Origin of the sequence: Pseudomonas sp. Irchel 3F6 (genome assembly GCF_900187595.1) — a bacterium.
GTDB lineage: Bacteria > Pseudomonadota > Gammaproteobacteria > Pseudomonadales > Pseudomonadaceae > Aquipseudomonas > Aquipseudomonas siliginis.
Genome location: NZ_FYDP01000009.1, coordinates 95367 through 111349, shown reverse-complemented (window position 1 = coordinate 111349; position 15983 = coordinate 95367). Strand labels below are relative to the sequence as shown.

At 59.7% G+C, this 15983-nt stretch carries 20 protein-coding genes; 10 read left to right on the top strand and 10 right to left on the bottom strand.

All coding sequences use genetic code 11. The annotated features are described in order from the left end of the window. Nucleotides 1-21 precede the first annotated feature (21 nt). Nucleotides 22-993 (top strand): L,D-transpeptidase family protein, encoded by a 972-nt coding sequence (locus CKW30_RS24820; protein WP_024013783.1) that lies wholly within the window; start codon nt 22-24, stop codon nt 991-993. Between the two features lie 126 nt (nt 994-1119). On the opposite strand, the gene oprI is transcribed toward CKW30_RS24820, so the two are convergent. Then, nucleotides 1120-1371 carry an outer membrane lipoprotei OprI gene (gene oprI / locus CKW30_RS24815; RefSeq protein ID WP_003183784.1) on the bottom strand — a complete coding sequence of 84 codons (252 nt, stop codon included), beginning with the start codon at nt 1369-1371 and terminating at the stop codon, nt 1120-1122. 639 nt (nt 1372-2010) lie between these two features. Between oprI and CKW30_RS24810 the strand changes: the two genes are divergently transcribed. After that, a complete protein-coding gene (locus CKW30_RS24810) occupies nt 2011-2292 on the top strand; it encodes a GNAT family N-acetyltransferase (protein WP_016770879.1) in 282 nt (93 codons plus the stop codon). A 60-nt stretch (nt 2293-2352) separates the two neighbouring features. Here the strand turns inward: CKW30_RS24810 and CKW30_RS24805 are convergent, their stop codons facing one another. Together CKW30_RS24805 and CKW30_RS24800 are read right to left on the bottom strand one after the other, a co-directional pair. Continuing rightward, a complete protein-coding gene (locus CKW30_RS24805) occupies nt 2353-3429 on the bottom strand; it encodes a 3-deoxy-7-phosphoheptulonate synthase (protein ID WP_016770878.1) in 1077 nt (358 codons plus the stop codon). Nucleotides 3430-3558: 129 nt separating this feature from the next. Next, a complete protein-coding gene (locus CKW30_RS24800; RefSeq protein ID WP_041478403.1) occupies nt 3559-4002 on the bottom strand; it encodes a PilZ domain-containing protein in 444 nt (147 codons plus the stop codon). Between CKW30_RS24800 and CKW30_RS24795 the strand changes: the two genes are divergently transcribed. From CKW30_RS24795 to cysB, 5 genes are all read left to right on the top strand, one after another. Next, nucleotides 4001-4387: a co-chaperone YbbN gene (locus tag CKW30_RS24795; protein ID WP_095182210.1), complete on the top strand. Its 387-nt coding sequence runs from the start codon at nt 4001-4003 to the stop codon at nt 4385-4387. The two genes, CKW30_RS24800 and CKW30_RS24795, sit on opposite strands and share 2 nt — an antisense overlap. Continuing rightward, complete coding sequence (locus CKW30_RS24790) at nt 4384-5340, top strand: putative 2-dehydropantoate 2-reductase (protein WP_095182209.1); 957 nt, start codon at nt 4384-4386, stop codon at nt 5338-5340. Before CKW30_RS24795 ends, CKW30_RS24790 begins: the two co-directional genes overlap by 4 nt. 22 nt (nt 5341-5362) lie before the next feature. Next, nucleotides 5363-6268 carry a 5'-nucleotidase gene (locus CKW30_RS24785; RefSeq protein WP_039759920.1) on the top strand — a complete coding sequence of 302 codons (906 nt, stop codon included), beginning with the start codon at nt 5363-5365 and terminating at the stop codon, nt 6266-6268. Nucleotides 6269-6365: 97 nt separating this feature from the next. Next, nucleotides 6366-6869, top strand: a complete 504-nt coding sequence (locus CKW30_RS24780; protein ID WP_041478409.1) for a universal stress protein — start codon at nt 6366-6368, stop codon at nt 6867-6869. A gap of 113 nt (nt 6870-6982) precedes the next feature. Next, on the top strand, nt 6983-7957 hold the full coding sequence (cysB, locus tag CKW30_RS24775) for an HTH-type transcriptional regulator CysB (RefSeq protein WP_016770873.1): 975 nt from the start codon (nt 6983-6985) through the stop codon (nt 7955-7957). Between the two features lie 9 nt (nt 7958-7966). On the opposite strand, the gene CKW30_RS24770 is transcribed toward cysB, so the two are convergent. Both CKW30_RS24770 and CKW30_RS24765 read right to left on the bottom strand, forming a co-directional pair. Beyond that, on the bottom strand, nt 7967-8449 hold the full coding sequence (locus tag CKW30_RS24770; RefSeq protein WP_095182208.1) for a GreA/GreB family elongation factor: 483 nt from the start codon (nt 8447-8449) through the stop codon (nt 7967-7969). Nucleotides 8450-8451: 2 nt separating this feature from the next. Beyond that, nucleotides 8452-8865: a hypothetical protein gene (locus tag CKW30_RS24765; protein WP_095182207.1), complete on the bottom strand. Its 414-nt coding sequence runs from the start codon at nt 8863-8865 to the stop codon at nt 8452-8454. A 125-nt stretch (nt 8866-8990) separates the two neighbouring features. On the opposite strand from CKW30_RS24765, the gene earP reads away from it, so the two are divergent. Further along, nucleotides 8991-10133 carry an elongation factor P maturation arginine rhamnosyltransferase EarP gene (gene earP / locus CKW30_RS24760; RefSeq protein WP_056788480.1) on the top strand — a complete coding sequence of 381 codons (1143 nt, stop codon included), beginning with the start codon at nt 8991-8993 and terminating at the stop codon, nt 10131-10133. Between the two features lie 48 nt (nt 10134-10181). After that, nucleotides 10182-10751 carry an elongation factor P gene (locus CKW30_RS24755; protein WP_003226785.1) on the top strand — a complete coding sequence of 190 codons (570 nt, stop codon included), beginning with the start codon at nt 10182-10184 and terminating at the stop codon, nt 10749-10751. Nucleotides 10752-10935: 184 nt separating this feature from the next. Here the strand turns inward: CKW30_RS24755 and CKW30_RS24750 are convergent, their stop codons facing one another. The 4 genes from CKW30_RS24750 to CKW30_RS24735 form a co-directional block, all read right to left on the bottom strand. Continuing rightward, a complete protein-coding gene (locus CKW30_RS24750) occupies nt 10936-11946 on the bottom strand; it encodes an alpha/beta hydrolase (protein ID WP_095182206.1) in 1011 nt (336 codons plus the stop codon). A gap of 36 nt (nt 11947-11982) precedes the next feature. Continuing rightward, entirely contained in the window at nt 11983-12402 is a 420-nt protein-coding gene (locus tag CKW30_RS24745) for an organic hydroperoxide resistance protein (RefSeq protein ID WP_095182205.1), read from the bottom strand. A 327-nt stretch (nt 12403-12729) separates the two neighbouring features. Continuing rightward, nucleotides 12730-13185 carry a MarR family winged helix-turn-helix transcriptional regulator gene (locus CKW30_RS24740; protein WP_042607887.1) on the bottom strand — a complete coding sequence of 152 codons (456 nt, stop codon included), beginning with the start codon at nt 13183-13185 and terminating at the stop codon, nt 12730-12732. Nucleotides 13186-13260: 75 nt separating this feature from the next. Beyond that, entirely contained in the window at nt 13261-14217 is a 957-nt protein-coding gene (locus CKW30_RS24735; protein ID WP_016770867.1) for a LysR substrate-binding domain-containing protein, read from the bottom strand. Between the two features lie 111 nt (nt 14218-14328). Here CKW30_RS24735 and CKW30_RS24730 point away from each other — a divergent pair, with 111 nt between their 5' ends. Further along, on the top strand, nt 14329-15075 hold the full coding sequence (locus CKW30_RS24730) for a sulfite exporter TauE/SafE family protein (RefSeq protein ID WP_371857570.1): 747 nt from the start codon (nt 14329-14331) through the stop codon (nt 15073-15075). Here the strand turns inward: CKW30_RS24730 and CKW30_RS24725 are convergent. Next, nucleotides 15065-15919 (bottom strand): LysR substrate-binding domain-containing protein, encoded by an 855-nt coding sequence (locus CKW30_RS24725; protein WP_174823892.1) that lies wholly within the window; start codon nt 15917-15919, stop codon nt 15065-15067. The genes CKW30_RS24730 and CKW30_RS24725 overlap by 11 nt on opposite strands. Nucleotides 15920-15983 lie beyond the last annotated feature (64 nt).

Genomic DNA, 15983 nt, shown 5'->3' with positions numbered 1-15983 from the left:
ATCATGCGAAGGATTTTCCGGATGTTGCCGCGCTTTCCTGCCGTCACCCGCTGCCTGTCACTTGCCGCCCTGTGTGTGGCCGGTCCCGTTGCTGCATTGGAGCTTCCCCTGCCACCACCCGGCGAAGACATCGTCGGTCAGGTGCAGGTGATCAAAGCCAAGTACGAAGACACCTTCGCCGACCTGGGCACCACCTACGATCTGGGCTATTCGGAAATGGTTGCGGCCAACCCGGGCATCGATGCCTGGCTGCCGGGGGCCGGTACCGAGATCGTCCTGCCGACGCGCTTCATCCTGCCGCCTGGCCCGCGTGAAGGCATCGTCATCAACCTCGCCGAATACCGTCTCTATTACTATCCGAAAGGCCGCGACGTGGTGTACACCTTCCCGCTGGGTATCGGCCGTGAAGGCTGGGGCTCGCCGATCGCGCACACCTCGATCATCGCCAAGACACCGAACCCGACGTGGACGCCTCCGGCTTCGATCAAGGCCGAACACGCCGCTGACGGTGATCCGCTGCCCAATGTGGTGCCGGCCGGTCCTGATAACCCGCTGGGCCCGTTCAAGTTCACCCTCGGCACGCCGGGCTATCTGATCCATGGTTCGAACAAGAAGTTCGGCATCGGCATGCGTACCAGCCACGGCTGCTTCCGCATGTTCAACAACAACGTGCTGGAAATGGCCGGCATGGTCCCGGTCGGCACCTCGGTACGCATCATCAACGACCCGTACAAGTTCGGTCGCAGTGGCGGCAAGGTCTATCTGGAAGCGCACACGCCGCTCGACGACAAGGGCAACCCGTCGGTGGTCGACAAGCACACCGCGGTAATCAACGCGATGCTCAAGCGTGAGGACATCACCAGCAACCTGCGCATGAACTGGGATGTGGTGCGTGATGTGGTCGCCGCCGAAGACGGCCTGCCGGTAGAGATCGCCGTGCCGAATACCTCGGCGCCAATGGTGAGCAGTGCACCGATCGACCTGCAGCAATAAGCGCTGATTGAAAACCCGCCGATGCGAGCAGCGTCGGCGGGTTTTTTATTGCCCGGAGAAAAGCACCGGGCACAAAAAAGCCGACCCGGAAAACCGGATCGGCTCGATAACAATCCCGAGGGATTATTACTTGCGGCTAGCTTTTTCCAGCATGCGCAGAGCACGCTCGTTAGCTTCGTCAGCAGTCTGTTGTGCTTTTTGAGCAGCAGCCAGAGCTTCATCAGCTTTACGGTAAGCTTCGTCTGCACGAGCCTGGGAGCGAGCAGCTGCGTCTTCAGTAGCGGTCAGACGTGCTTCGGTTTCTTTCGATGCGCTGCTGCAACCGGTAGCCAGAACTGCGGCCAGAGCCAGAGCAGAGAATTTCAGAACGTTGTTCATCGTGTTCCCCTTCAAGGACTTTCAAATTAAGTGGCTGTCTCCTCACGATTGAGGAAATAGCCGGCGTACATACTACCCATTACTTGTAGTAAGTAAACTGACGTAGCGCAAGAAGCAAAAAAAATTGTAGGCGTTGATTCTTTTTCGAGCAACTTTTAACTGCGCTGTATAAAAAATATCCAGCTGCAAGCCCCGGCGTGAGCGACTCAAACGGGAAAAGTTCCCGCGCTCGCGCGCTGTTTTTGCGACTTCGGCTAAAGTCTTTCTAAATGAATTCGTCCACACTTTTGTTCAGGTTCTGCGAAGCGCTTCGCGTATCTTTATCGATGTACAGGTGACTTTAAAAAAGGTCGCACGTCTTAAGTCTCAACATTCCGGCAATGTTCAGGCAAACGGCACGCAAAGATTGTCTTGCGGCAGAACCTGCGACCATCGATGCCAATGCACGCAAACCATCCGATGACGAGCGTACCTTGAGCATTTTCGCCAATGGTGCCTACTATTCAGCAGGTGTCAGATTGCGCGAGATCGGTGTGGCTCTTCTCAGTGTCCATCAGGCACGGGGTGGCGTAGATGTTCCTTCGCCGGAAAAACATCGGTAAGGTAGGGGTCACAATTCAAGACCCGCGAGGAGTAGTGATGAGCGAGGCGTTGTCCATCCACCATGACCAGGCTGGTCATCAATTCGAGACCACTGTGGACGGTCATCGTGCTTACCTGACCTACATGGATCTGGGCAAGCAGACCCTGGATATCTACCGCACCTTCGTGCCCAATGCCCTGCGCGGCCGTGGCATTGCCGCAGCGCTGACCGAACGCGCGCTGCAATACGCCGAAGAAATGGGCTACACGGTGATCCCGTCATGCTCCTACGTCGAGCGCTATATGGAACGTCATCAGCGCCGCGCTGCGAAGATCTGAACCGCACACACAAAAACGCCGGACAATGTCCGGCGTTTTTTTATGCGCGTAAAACGCAGCTTACGTGCGCTGGCGTTTCGGCAATACGTCCTTGAGCTTGGCGTGCATGCTGCGCAAGGTGTTTTCGGTGGCGGACCAATCGATGCAGGCATCGGTGATCGACACGCCGTATTGCAGGTCGGCGAGATCCTTTGGAATCGCCTGGCAGCCCCAGTTCAGGTGGCTTTCAACCATCAGGCCGATGATCGACTGGTTGCCTTCAAGAATCTGGTTGGCGACGTTTTCCATTACCAGCGGTTGCAGCGCCGGGTCCTTGTTGGAGTTGGCGTGGCTGCAATCGACCATGATGTTCGGCTTGATCTTCGCCTTGTTCAGCGCCTGCTCGCACAGGGCTACGCTGACCGAATCATAGTTCGGCTTGCCATTACCGCCGCGCAGCACCACGTGACCGTAGGCGTTGCCTTTGGTGGTGACGATCGACACGCCACCTTCCTGGTTGATGCCGAGGAAACGGTGCGGGCTGGACACCGACTGCAAGGCGTTGATCGCCACGGTCAGGCCGCCATCGGTGCCGTTCTTGAAGCCGACAGCCGAGGACAGGCCGGAAGCCATTTCGCGATGAGTCTGCGATTCGGTGGTACGCGCGCCGATGGCCGACCAGCTGATCAGATCCTGCAGATACTGCGGGGAGATCGGGTCGAGGGCTTCGGTCGCGGTCGGCAGGCCTTTCTCGGCCAGGTCGAGCAGCAACTGACGACCGATGTGCAGACCGTCCTGGATCTTGAACGAGTCGTCCAGATACGGATCGTTGATCAGACCTTTCCAGCCGACGGTGGTACGCGGCTTTTCGAAATACACGCGCATGACCAGGTACAGAGTGTCCGAGACTTCCTCGGCCAGCACCTTGAGGCGATCGGCGTATTCGTGGGCAGCCTTGATGTCGTGAATCGAGCACGGGCCGATCACGACGAACAGACGGTGGTCGGTGCCATCGAGAATGTTGCGAATGACTTCGCGGCCCTTGGTGACGGTGCGCAGGGCGGCGTCGCTCAGGGGGATATCACGCTTGAGCTGATCGGGAGTGATCAGGGTCTCGTTAGAGGCGACGTTTAGGTCGTTGATCGGTAAATCAGCCATCGTTTACTCGTCAGGTCACGGGTGCCGGCCGCCAGCGATCCCCGCGCGGCGGAGCACAGCAGATTTAGCGCGTCGGGGGAGCCGAACCTTAGCGCGTCAGAGGCGGCTCGACAATGGGCAAACCGTGCTTTAGTCCAGCGCTGGCTGCGCGAAAGCCTTGCGCAAGTTGTCGTGGGAGAACTCTTCGGCGTGCTCCTCGACCCATTGCAGGGCCAGCGCCTGAATATCCTGCAGGTCGTCGTGGCTGTCCTGCATGCGCGAATAGCGTTCGATCTGACACACCTGCTCACCCATTCGCGCGCTGAACAGGGTCTGTTCGTCAGTGAAGGCGATGCCCACCAGATAGCCTTTTTTACGGCGCAAACACCAGGCCACGTAGCCCGGGCAACAGAAGTCGGCATTCAGCGTCGGCATGCGTACTTGCAGTGCAGTGCCGTGGCGCCAGGCGCGGTGGTAATTGCAAGCGATGCCGCCGAGGCTGATAGTGTGCAGCTGTTGTCTGGAAATGCATTCAGGCTTGAGTAACGTCAATTCAACCGGCACTTCGTCCGGATGAGGAATGAAACGTCCCATGAGCACAGACTCCCTGTGTCGGCCATCTGACATTGTTTCCCCCAGTATAGTGGTCGAATCCGAGCTGACCGACTTCGACGCCGACCAGCGGCTGCTGGCGATGCGCGGGGTTTCTCTGGTGATCTTCACCAGCGTCGGCTGCGCCAGTTGTCGTTATGCCCGCGAGGTGTTGCCGGGCATGCCGCTGGCGATCGATCGGCTGTGCTGGATTGACGCCGGCGACAATGGCGGTCTGGTCGAGCGTTATCAGGTGTTTCATTTGCCGGCGCTGTTTGTAGTGCGCGACGGCGAGTTCTTTGGCGCAGTGCACACTCGCCTGACGGTTGATCAACTCAACCAGGCGGTGGCGCAATCGCTGAGTCGAATTGCAGAGGAGTTGCCATGAGCGAGACAGTCAGCAAACCGGTGGTGGGGATTATCGGTACCGGTGCGATCGGTGGGTTTTACGGGGTGATGCTGGCGCGTGCCGGTTTCGACGTGCACTTTTTGTTGCGCAGCGAATTCTCGGCGGTGGCTGAGCGCGGTTTGCAGATCAACAGTGCGGTGCACGGGCCGTTGACGCTCCATCCGGCAAATGCCTATTCCGCTGCCGAAGACATGCCGCCCTGTGACTGGCTGCTGGTCGGCACCAAGACGACCAGCAACGCCGGTCTGGCCCCGGCGATCATTCAGGCCGCCAAGCCTGACGCCAAGGTGCTGTTGCTGCAGAACGGTCTGGATGTCGAAGACAGCCTGCGGCCACTGTTGCCGGATTCACTGCATCTGCTCGGTGGTCTGTGCCTGATCTGCGTGCACCGCGAAGGGCCGGGGCAGATTACCCATCAGGCCCTTGGCGCGGTGAATGTCGGTTATCACAGCGGCTCGGCCATTGATGAAGTAGCGCGCATGGCGATCGTCGAAGAGGGAGCCGGACTGTTCCGTGCCGCCGGCATCGACTCGCAGGCGATGGCCAACCTGCATCAGGCGCGCTGGCAGAAACTGGTGTGGAATATTCCCTATAACGGCCTTTCGGTGTTGCTCGGCGCGGGAACCGAAGCGCTGATGGCCGATGCCGACAGCCGCCTGTCGATTCAGGCGTTAATGGCCGAAGTGGTGCTGGGCGCCAAGGCCTGTGGATACGAGATCCCGCCCGGCTATGCCGAGTACCTGTTCACCATGACCGAGAAAATGCCCGATTACTGGCCGAGCATGTACCACGACTTTGCACACAAACGCCCGCTGGAGCTGGAGGCGATTTACGCTCGGCCACTGGCGGCGGCGAACGCGGCGGGCTGCGAGTTGCCGCGCATCGAGGCGTTGTATCGCCATTTGGGTTTTATCGACCGACGCAACACCTGAGTCGGTTGTTCTGGGGGAAGGCATGGCCAATAACATCGATGACAAACTGGTGCTGGCGATTTCCTCGCGCGCCTTGTTCGACCTGAGCGAAAGCCACAAGGTCTACCTGTCGAGCGGCGTCGAAGCCTATCGGCAATATCAGATCGAGCACGAGGACGAAATCCTCGCGCCGGGCGATGCGTTCCCGCTGGTGGAAAAACTCCTGAGCCTGAACAGCCGCCTCGGCCGCGCGCGGGTCGAGGTGATTCTGGTTTCCCGTAACAGCGCCGACACCGGGCTGCGCGTGTTCAATTCGATTCATCATTACGGTCTGGCGATTTCTCGTGCGGCGTTCGTCGGTGGGCGCAGTCCGTACCCTTATCTGAAAGCGTTTGGCTGCGACCTGTTTCTCTCGACCCACGCCGAAGACGTGCGTGCGGCGCTGGACGCCGGGTTCGCCGCCGCCACGATTCTGTCCGGTGGCGCCAGCCGTGCGGCCAGTGATGAATTACGTATTGCCTTCGACGGTGACGCGGTGATTTTCTCCGACGAGTCCGAGCGCGTCTATCAGTCCGGAGGGCTGGAAGCGTTTCAGGCCAAGGAACGCGAATCGGCACGCGAGCCATTGCGCGGTGGGCCGTTCAAGGGCTTTCTGGCAGCGCTCAATCTGTTGCAGCGCGAGTTTCCCGATGACGATTGCCCGATCCGCACGGCGCTGGTGACCGCGCGTTCGGCGCCGGCCCATGAGCGGGTGATTCGCACCTTGCGGGAATGGGATATCCGTCTCGATGAGTCGCTGTTTCTCGGTGGCCTGACCAAATCGGCGTTCCTCGAAGCCTTCGCCGCTGACGTGTTCTTCGATGACCAGACCGGTCATTGCGAGCTGGCTCGCGAAGTGGTCGCCACCGGCCACGTGCCCCATGGCATCAGCAACGAACCGTCGATCTAGAGCCTTTTCATTCAGGACGTTGCGTCGCACGTCGTACTCGCCAAGGCACTGCTAAGCTGAATCAATCTCCGCCATCGTTGGCTCGCGAGGAGGTCCCATGATTCGCTCAATGCTGTATGCCACCGACCTCGGTCTGTACGCACCGTTCGTGATGCAGCATGCCCTGGCCTTGGCGCGCACCTTCAATGCCGATCTTTATGTAGTACACGCGGTGGAACCCATGGGCCTGTTTGCCGAGTCAGTGCTGCAAAGCTATCTCGACGAACAGGCATTGAACGAATTCCATAGTCAGGGTCTGAAAACAGTCATTGCCAATATCGAACAACGGGTGCTCGACAGCTTTCGTGAAGAACTGGGGGACGACGGCGAACAGGATCTGCAGCGCATACGCGCGGTGCGCGTGCTGCAGGGTGATCCGTCGCAGGTGATTCTCGACCAGGTGCACAAGCTCTCGGTCGATCTGCTGATCGTCGGCAGTCACAGCCATGGCGTCGGCGCGGAAACGCCGTTGGGGCGCACGGCGGCGCGGGTTCTGCAGTTGGCCAAGGTGCCGGTCTATCTGGTGCCGCTGATGGAGCGCCGGCGGCGGGACGATCGTTGAAGCAGGAATAATGGCGTTTTGATAAAAAAGTTCTAGATTTATTCTTCGAACCATTAATATAGTTATATACCGTCGCTGATGCCCGTGGCGTCTACCTGCTTTGAGGGATTGATATGAAGCTTCAACAACTGCGCTACATCTGGGAAGTGGCGCACCACGACCTCAACGTTTCCGCTACCGCTCAAAGCCTGTACACCTCGCAACCGGGCATCAGTAAGCAGATCCGCCTGCTGGAAGACGAGCTGGGCGTCGAAGTCTTCGCCCGCAGCGGCAAGCACCTGACCCGCGTCACCCCGGCCGGCGAGCGCATCATCACCACCGCCGGCGAGATTCTGCGCAAAGTCGAAAGCATCAAGCAGATTGCCCAGGAATTCTCCAACGAGAAAAAGGGCACCCTGTCGATCGCCACCACCCACACCCAGGCGCGTTATGCGCTGCCGCCGGTGATCAGCAATTTCATCAAGCAATACCCGGACGTGGCCCTGCACATGCATCAGGGCTCGCCGATGCAGATCGCCGAAATGGCCGCTGACGGCACCGTCGATTTCGCTATTGCCACTGAAGCGCTGGAGCTATTCGGTGATCTGGTGATGATGCCGTGCTATCGCTGGAACCGCTGCGTGGTCGTACCCCACGGCCACCCGCTGACCAAGCTGCCGAAGCTGACCCTCGAAGCGCTGGCCGAATATCCGATTGTTACTTACGTGTTCGGTTTCACCGGCCGTTCCAAGCTCGACGAAGCCTTCAGCCATCGTGGCCTGACGCCGAAAGTGGTGTTCACCGCTGCTGACGCCGACGTGATCAAAACCTACGTGCGTCTGGGTCTGGGCGTGGGCATCGTGGCTAAAATGGCCGTCGATACCAAACTCGATAACGACCTGGTGGTGCTGGATGCCAGCGAGCTGTTCGAGTCGAGCATCACCAAGATCGGTTTCCGTCGTGGCACCTTCCTGCGTGGCTTCATGTGCGACTTCATCGAGAAATTCGCCCCGCACCTGACCCGCGAAGTCATGGCCAAGGCCATTCAGTGCCACAACAAGCAAGAGCTGGAAGAATTGTTCGACGGCGTCGAACTGCCCGTTCACTAAGCACCCGCTTCAGAGCACCTCGGTGACAGCAAATTGTTGCCGGGTGCCCGCCACCAGAATCTCCACCTCATCGCCCGCGAACTTGCCCAGCAGACTTTTGCCCAGCGGCGAGCGTGGGGTGATGACGGTGATCGGCTGACCCACCACGTCGACTTTCAACCCCGCCGCATCGGGCGCTAGAAACAGCCATTGCTCGCGACCCTTTTCGTCCTCCAGGCCGAGCAGGGCGCCGACTTCGATGCCGCGGTTTTCGTCGTAGGCACGCAACGTCAGGTTCTGGCACAGCGCTAATGACTGACGAATCTCCTCAACCCGTTTCGCCTGACCCGCCGCCAGATATGACGCTTCCAGCCCCAGCGTGTCGTACTTGTTGTCGGCGATGTTTTCTTCGTGGGTCGCGGTTTCGTAAGCGGTTTGCGCAGCGCGTTCGGCGATGTCGAGGTCGATGCGCAGCTTGTCGAGAATCAATTGGTGGACGCTGTGTTTATTCATGATCAATCGCAGAATTGCAAAACGTTGGCGCGGCTCTTTTCCGTCGGCGCGGTCTGGTCCTGCTGCAGCCAGAACTGGCATTTCGGGTTCGACGCATTGCGCGAATTGGCGCGCGCCTGATCCAGTCGGGCCTGCTGTTCATTCTTGCGCAGGTTTTCTTCGTACTGTTGGAACAGCGGCGTTGGCGGCGGTGCGACGTCCGGCTGTGGCTCGACTGCAACTGGCGGATTGGCCAATTGCTGCACCGCTTGAGCCAGCGGGGCCAATTGCTCGGGAAAGATGAAGCGCGATAGCAACCAGCAGGTCAGCGCAATCGCCAGGAACCCCAGCCACAGGCCCAGCGCAATGCTGCCGGTCAGATGCAGCGCGCTAAGCTGAACAGGCAAGGGACGACGCGGATTCGGACGGTAGGGCATGGCGGCCTCCTGGCGGATGGTTGCGGGCAAGTGGCGATTGTCGCACGAAGATTAATCGCCGTCGGCTCTTCTGCGCGAGCGCATTTATGCGGACAATCGAGGTCTTTTGCCAACGGGAGAACGGCATGCCTGAAGCGAAACCCCGCTGGGACATTTTCTGCACCGTGGTCGATAACTTCGGTGACATCGGCGTGACCTGGCGCCTGGCCCGGCAACTGGTGGCCGAACATGCCTTGCCGGTGCGCCTGTGGGTGGATGATCTACGCGCGTTCGAGCGCCTCTGTCCTGAGATCGATGTCGATGTTGTGCAGCAATGGCAGCAGGGCGTCGAGGTGCGTCAGTGGCCGAGCGAATGGCCGCACGCCGAGGCGGCCGACGTAGTCATCGCCGCCTTCGCCTGTCAGTTGCCCACTGATTACATGGACAGCATGGCTGCGCGGGAAACGCCGCCGCTGTGGCTCAACCTCGATTATCTCAGCGCCGAAGACTGGGTCACCGGCTGCCATGGCTTGCCGTCGGTGAAATACAAATCGGTGCAGAAGTTCTTCTTCTTTCCGGGCTTCAAGCCGGGCACCGGTGGCCTGCTGCGCGAATGCGGACTGCTCGAACAGCGTCGGCAGTTTCAGAAGGATCGGCCGGCTCAGCAACATTTCCTGCAAGACCTGGGTATTGATCCCGCGCCCGATGCGCAACTGATCTCGCTGTTTGCTTATGAAAATGCCGGGTTGGCCAGTTGGCTGGATGTGCTGGCGGCCGACGCACAGGCGACTCACCTGCTGGTGCCGGAAGGGCGGATCCTCGGCGATGTGGCGCGCTGGCTGGGCGTGGAAACCTTGATGGTCGGTGCGATTCATGTGCGCGAGTCCCTGACCGTGCAAGTGCTGCCGTTCGTCCGTCAGGATCAATACGACCATCTGCTGTGGTGCTGCGATTTCAACGCGGTGCGCGGTGAAGACTCATTCGTGCGCGCGCAATGGGCGGGGCGGCCGATGCTCTGGCACATCTATCAGCAGGACGATGACATCCATCTGGACAAGCTCGACGCTTTCCTCGCGCTCTACACTCACGGCCTTTCCCCCGCTGCGGCGCAGGCGATGAACGGTCTGTGGCGAGCGTGGAGCGCCGGGCAACCGATCGGCGAGCACTGGCTGGCGGTGCGAAGTCATCGGCCGGAACTCGAGAAAAATGCCGAGGCATGGTGTCTGGAACAGGCCTTGCAGGCGGATCTTGCCACGGCGCTGGTACAGTTTTATGTAAATTGGATATGATACGCGGCCTAGATTTTTGTAAATCCCATCCAAATTCGGATATTCGCAATGAAAACTGGTAAAGAACTCAAACCCGGTACCGTGATCCGTATCGACAACGATCCTTGGCTGGTTCAGAAAGCTGAATTCACCAAGTCGGGCCGTAACAGCGCGATCATGAAGACCAAGCTGAAGAACCTGCTGACCGGTTACAAGACCGAAACCGTTTACGGTGCGGACGACAAACTGGACGACGTGATCCTGGATCGTAAAGAAGCCACCCTGTCGTTCATCAGCGGTGACACTTACACATTCATGGACACCACTGACTACACCATGTACGAGCTGAACGCCGAAGACATCGAAAGCGTTCTGCCTTTCGTTGAAGAAGGCATGACCGACGTTTGCGAAGCCGTGTTCTTCGAAGAGCGTCTGGTTTCCGTAGAGCTGCCGACCACCATCGTGCGTCAGGTTGACTACACCGAAGGCTCCGCTCGCGGTGACACTTCCGGCAAGGTGATGAAGCCTGCCAAACTGAAGAACGGTACCGAGCTGTCGGTTGCCGACTTCATCGAAATCGGCGACATGATCGAGATCGATACCCGCGAAGGCGGTTCCTACAAAGGCCGTGCGAAATAAGCACTGCTTTTTGCGGAAAGAAAAAACCCGACCATTGAGTCGGGTTTTTTTGTGCCTGCGCTTTGAGTTTCACACCTGTCCCATGTGGGAGCGAGCCTGCTCGCGAATGCGGTGTGTCATTCAATGAAGCGCTGTCTGACGGGACGCTTTCGCGAGCAGGCTCGCTCCCACAATGGGACTGTGGTTATTTCAAGTGTTGCTTCAGTTCTTCAGACGCCTGCAACATCGCCGACCGCACCGCCGGTACCTGGCTGACCACGTTGAGCAAACCGTAATCGTGAATCATGCCGTTGTAGCGCACCGACGTAACCGGTACTCCGGCTTCATCGAGTTTGCGTGCGTAAGCTTCACCTTCATCTCGCAGCACGTCGGCGCTGGCAGTCTGCACCAGTGCAGGTGGCAGACCTTTGAGTTGCGCGCTGGTGGCGCGCAGCGGTGAAGCGTAGATCTCGTTACGCTGTTTGGCGTCGGTGGTGTAGTTGTCCCAGAACCACTTCATCATGTTGCGGGTGAGGAAGTGCCCTTCGGCGTACTGGTTGTACGAACCGGTGTCGAAGTTGGCATCGGTCACCGGCCACAGCAGTACCTGGAATTTGATCGCCGGGGTGCCCTTGTCCTTGGCCATCAGTGCAACCACTGCGGCCATGTTGCCGCCGACGCTGTTGCCGGCCACGGCCAGGCGCTTGCCATCGACGTTGATCTCTTTGCCGTGTTCCGCCACCCATTTGGTCGCAGCGTAGGCCTGGTTGATCGCCACCGGGTAATGCGCTTCCGGCGAAGGGGTGTAATTGACGAACACCGCCGCCGCACCCGAACCGACCACCAGATCGCGCACCAGACGTTCGTGAGTCGGGAAGTCCCCCAGCACCCAGCCGCCGCCGTGGAAAAACATGAACACCGGCAGCTCACCCTTGACCCCGGCCGGCCGGACGATGGTCAGGCTCAGCGGTTGACCATCGACCTCGATGGTCTTCTCGCTGACATCGGCTTTGGGCAACGTCAACTTGACCCCGGACTGCGCGCCGACCAGCACGGCGCGGGCATCCTTGGGCGACAGCTGCTCGATCGGCTTGCCGCTGCCTGAATTCAGCGCATCGAGGAATGCCTGGGTGTTGTGTTCGACATCACCGGCAAAAGCGCTGTGTACCGACAGGGCGAGAAGTGTACCGGTCAAGACTTTGCTGAAAGTGTTCATGTTCAATTTCCTTGTTCGGGCCGGGGGCTTGAGTGATTACACGGTCACGTGCAGGCGCACATCCACGTTGCCACGGGTGGCGTTGGAGTACGGGCAGACCTGGTGAGCGGCGTCGACCAGCGACTGCGCATCGGCTTGTTCCAGGCCTGGCAGGCTGATGTGCAAATCGATGTCCAGACCGAAACCGCCAGAGATCTGGCCGATGCCGACATGGGCGGTAATCGACGCGTCGTCAGGAATCTTGCGCTTGGTCTGGCTGGCGACGAATTTCAGCGCGCCGATGAAGCAGGCCGAGTAACCGGCAGCGAACAGTTGCTCAGGGTTGGTCGCCGCACCGCCAGCACCGCCGAGTTCTTTCGGGGTGGCCAATTTGACGTCCAGTACGTTGTCGCTGGAGATCGCACGACCGTCACGGCCGCCAGTGGAAGTTGCGATTGCGGTGTAGAGAGTTTGCATGGTGTGAGCCTCATGGGTTGTGGTTTTGTGCGCTAATTGTTTGCGCGCTAAGTAGGTGTGAAGAGAATGTATAGCGCTAATGTTTAGTGCGCAAGATAATTTTTTATGAAAATCGCGTTTTGCTCAAGGGCATAGCGTGGAAGGGGCGGGTAAGGCCTGATTTAGAGCGCTTGACGAGGGAATTCAGGCGGGACAAATATTTTTGTTGGCGCTGAAATCACTGTGGGAGCGAGCCTGCTCGCGAAGGCGGTGGAACATTCAACGACTCGCTGTCTGATCGGACGCTTTCGCGAGCAGGCTCGCTCCCACAGGGGGATGTAGCGGGGCTTAATTCAGGCTGTCTTGCAGATGTCCGCGCAGCGCTTGCAGCTCGGCCTGCAACTTCTGCAGACGTTCCAGGGTGAAGCCACTGGCGCCAAGAATGCACTGCGGCACGGTCTGCGCCTTGTCGCGCAAGGCGCGGCCTGCTGCGGTCAGTTCGACAATCACCACCCGCTCATCTTCGCGACTGCGGGTGCGGCTGAGCAGGCCTTCGGCTTCCAGGCGTTTGAGCAATGGCGTCAGCGATCCCGGATCGGTCAGCAGGCGTGCGCTGATTTCTCCGACAGTCAGACCGTCCTTCTCCCACAGCACCATCATCGCCAGATATTGCGGATAGGTCAGGCCCAGCGCCTGCAACAGCGGCTTGTAGACCTTGGTCATCATCAGCGAGGTCGAGTGCAGGGCGAAGCACGCCTGATTGTCGAGCAGAAGGTCGTCGCAGTTGTCGCGTTCGGAGGTCATGTCAGAGCCTTGATCGTTGATCGTTTTTTAATCTAGCGCTCGAATCTTTAAGGCGCCAGATAAATATGTCCGGCCTCAGTGCCGGGCGAATTGCCGTTGCAACGCCAGATCCCACGGCGGCACCGGACTGAAGCGGGTTTTCAGATATTCCAGCAACAACCGACTGCGCGAATGGACCTGCTGTTCCATGCGCAGCGCGTAAATGCCGGTGGACTCCGGCGGCGGCAGGCCATTTTCGCAGAACAGTGGCACCAGTTCGCCACGCAGCAGGTATTCGCTGGCCAGCCAGGTCGGCAAGTGTGCGACGCCCAGACCCGCCGCCGCGCCACACGCCAGAGCTTCGGCATTGTTGGCGCTCAGACGTACGCGCGATGGCCGGTGCAATTGCATTTGCCCGTCCACTTCGAATTTCCAGGCAAACGGCGGCGCAAGGCCTTCCCAGTCGAGCCCGTCGTGTTCACTCAACTGCGCCGGATGCTCGGGCACACCACGCTGCTTGAGATAGTCAGGGCTGGCACAGGCGACGCGGACCATGCTCGCCAATGGCGTGGCGACCAGGCGCGAGTCAGCCAACTGGCCGGTACGCAGCACCAGATCGACCTTGCCCAGGCTGCTGCCGGCCATGTCGCTGAAGCTGTCGATCAGGTGCATCTGCACATCGAGTCCCGGATACAGCAGGAGAAAATCGGCAATTACCGGCGCCAGATGTCGCCGCCCGAAAGCTGCTGGCGCATCGATGCGGATCAGGCCTTCCGGTGCGCTGCTCAACGACACCGCTTCGGCACGTGCCAGTTGCAACTCGGCGATGATCCGTCGCGCCCGTTCGGCGAAGGCCAGACCGGCCGAAGTCGGCAGCACGGCATGGGTGCTGCGTACGAACAGCTGACTGCCGACGGCACTTTCCAGGCTGTCGATGCGCCGGGCTACGGCGGAAGGTGTCAGCGGATGGCGGCGCGAAGCGGCAGAAAAGCTGCCACTCTCCAGCACATCGAGAAACAGGCCGAGTTGATCGGTCAATTGGTTGGGATTCATGGAAACCACGCTTGTGCAAAATCGGCATAGCCATTGTGCGTTGCTATGCGTTTCCCCGCTAGGCGCGAGTGCGTAGCATTGGCCGCCTGTCGTTAGAGGATTACCGTTGTGATGGATTTTCTGTTGTACCTGCTGTTCGGCGCCGCCCTTGGCACATTGGGCGGGATCTTTGGCATTGGCGGTGGCTTGATTGCGATTCCGTTGCTTGGCGTGTGGTTCGGGCTTGATCAGCAAATCGCCCAAGGCACGGCGCTGGTGATGGTGGTACCGAACGTGATGTTGGCGCTGTGGCGTTATCACCAGCGCAATCGCATCGAATTGCGCCATGCGCTGCCGCTGGCGGTGATGGGTTTCTGCTTTGCCTGGCTCGGCTCGATCTGGGCGGTGGGCATCGATGCGCAGACCATGCGCATCGGCTTTGTCGCCTTTCTGGTGGCGCTGTCGGCCTACAACCTGTTGAAGATGTTCGGCCCGCGCCCAGCGCCGACTGCCGAGATGCGCTATTCGTGGCCGTGGCTGGGCGTGCTCGGCGCCGCCTCGGGGACCATGGGCGGTCTGTTCGGCGTCGGCGGCGCGGTGGTGGCGACGCCGGTGCTGACCAGCCTGTTCGGCACCAGCCAAGTGGTCGCTCAGGGCTTGTCGCTGGCGCTGGCCCTGCCGAGCACTGGTGTAACCCTGGTGACCTACGCCGTGCACCATAAAGTCGACTGGATGATCGGTCTGCCTCTGGCGGTCGGTGGTCTGCTCAGCATCAGTTGGGGCGTGAAAGTTGCCCACGCCATGCCGGAAAAAATTCTGCGTGGGCTGTTTTGCGGCTTCCTCGTGCTGTGTGCGGTGATGCTCGCGTTTAAAGTTTGAAGCCCTCGACAATGTGTTCGGCCAGGCACTCGGTGATCGGCGACGGGTTATTCAGATTGCGGATCAGCATGATGCTTGCCTCGGGCAGCAGCGGCAGGTCTTCGGCGGCGCCAAGGATGCGCATGTCCGGGGTGATCAGACTCTCCAGTTGCGCGGTGATCGCCAGCCCTGCGCTGACCACAGCCATCAGCGCCGACAGGCTGCTGCTGTTGTAGGCGATGCGGTAATCGCGGCCCATCGCGTCCAGCGCATTGCACGCCCACAAGCGGCAGAAACAATCACTGTTGAACATCGCCAGGGGCAGCGGCGTCTGTTCGTGGGCGCTGAAGTTCTGCGCCTCGGCCCAGACAAAGCGCTCCTTGCGCAGCAACTGGCCGATCTCGTTGCCCGGCTCACGGGTGACGATCGACAAGTCCAGATCAGTGCGCTGCAACAGTTGTTTGGTCGATTCGCAATGCACTTCGATCTGGATCAGCGGATAGAACTGCGCAAACCGCGAGAGGATTCCCGGCAGAAAACGCATCACATAATCATCCGGCGTACCGATGCGCACGGTGCCGACCATGTGCGGCTCGCGCAGGGTGTTGAACACCTCACTGTGCAGTTTGAGGATGCGCCGTGCATAACCGAGCAGCACCTGGCCTTCGGCCGTCAAGCGCACCTGGCGCCCATCACGCTCGAACAGCTGGCGCTGCAACACGTCTTCTTCCAAGCGTTTCATCTGCATGCTCACCGCCGACTGGGTGCGGTTGACCATCTCGCCAGCACGGGTGAAACCGCCCTGATCGGCAATCGCGACAAAGGTGCGCAGGACATCGGTATCGATACTGGGGTAGGCGGACAATTGATGAATCTCCGTGATGCATGCCATCAGAAACATTCGTTGGATTGATCTTAGCGCCGGCGCG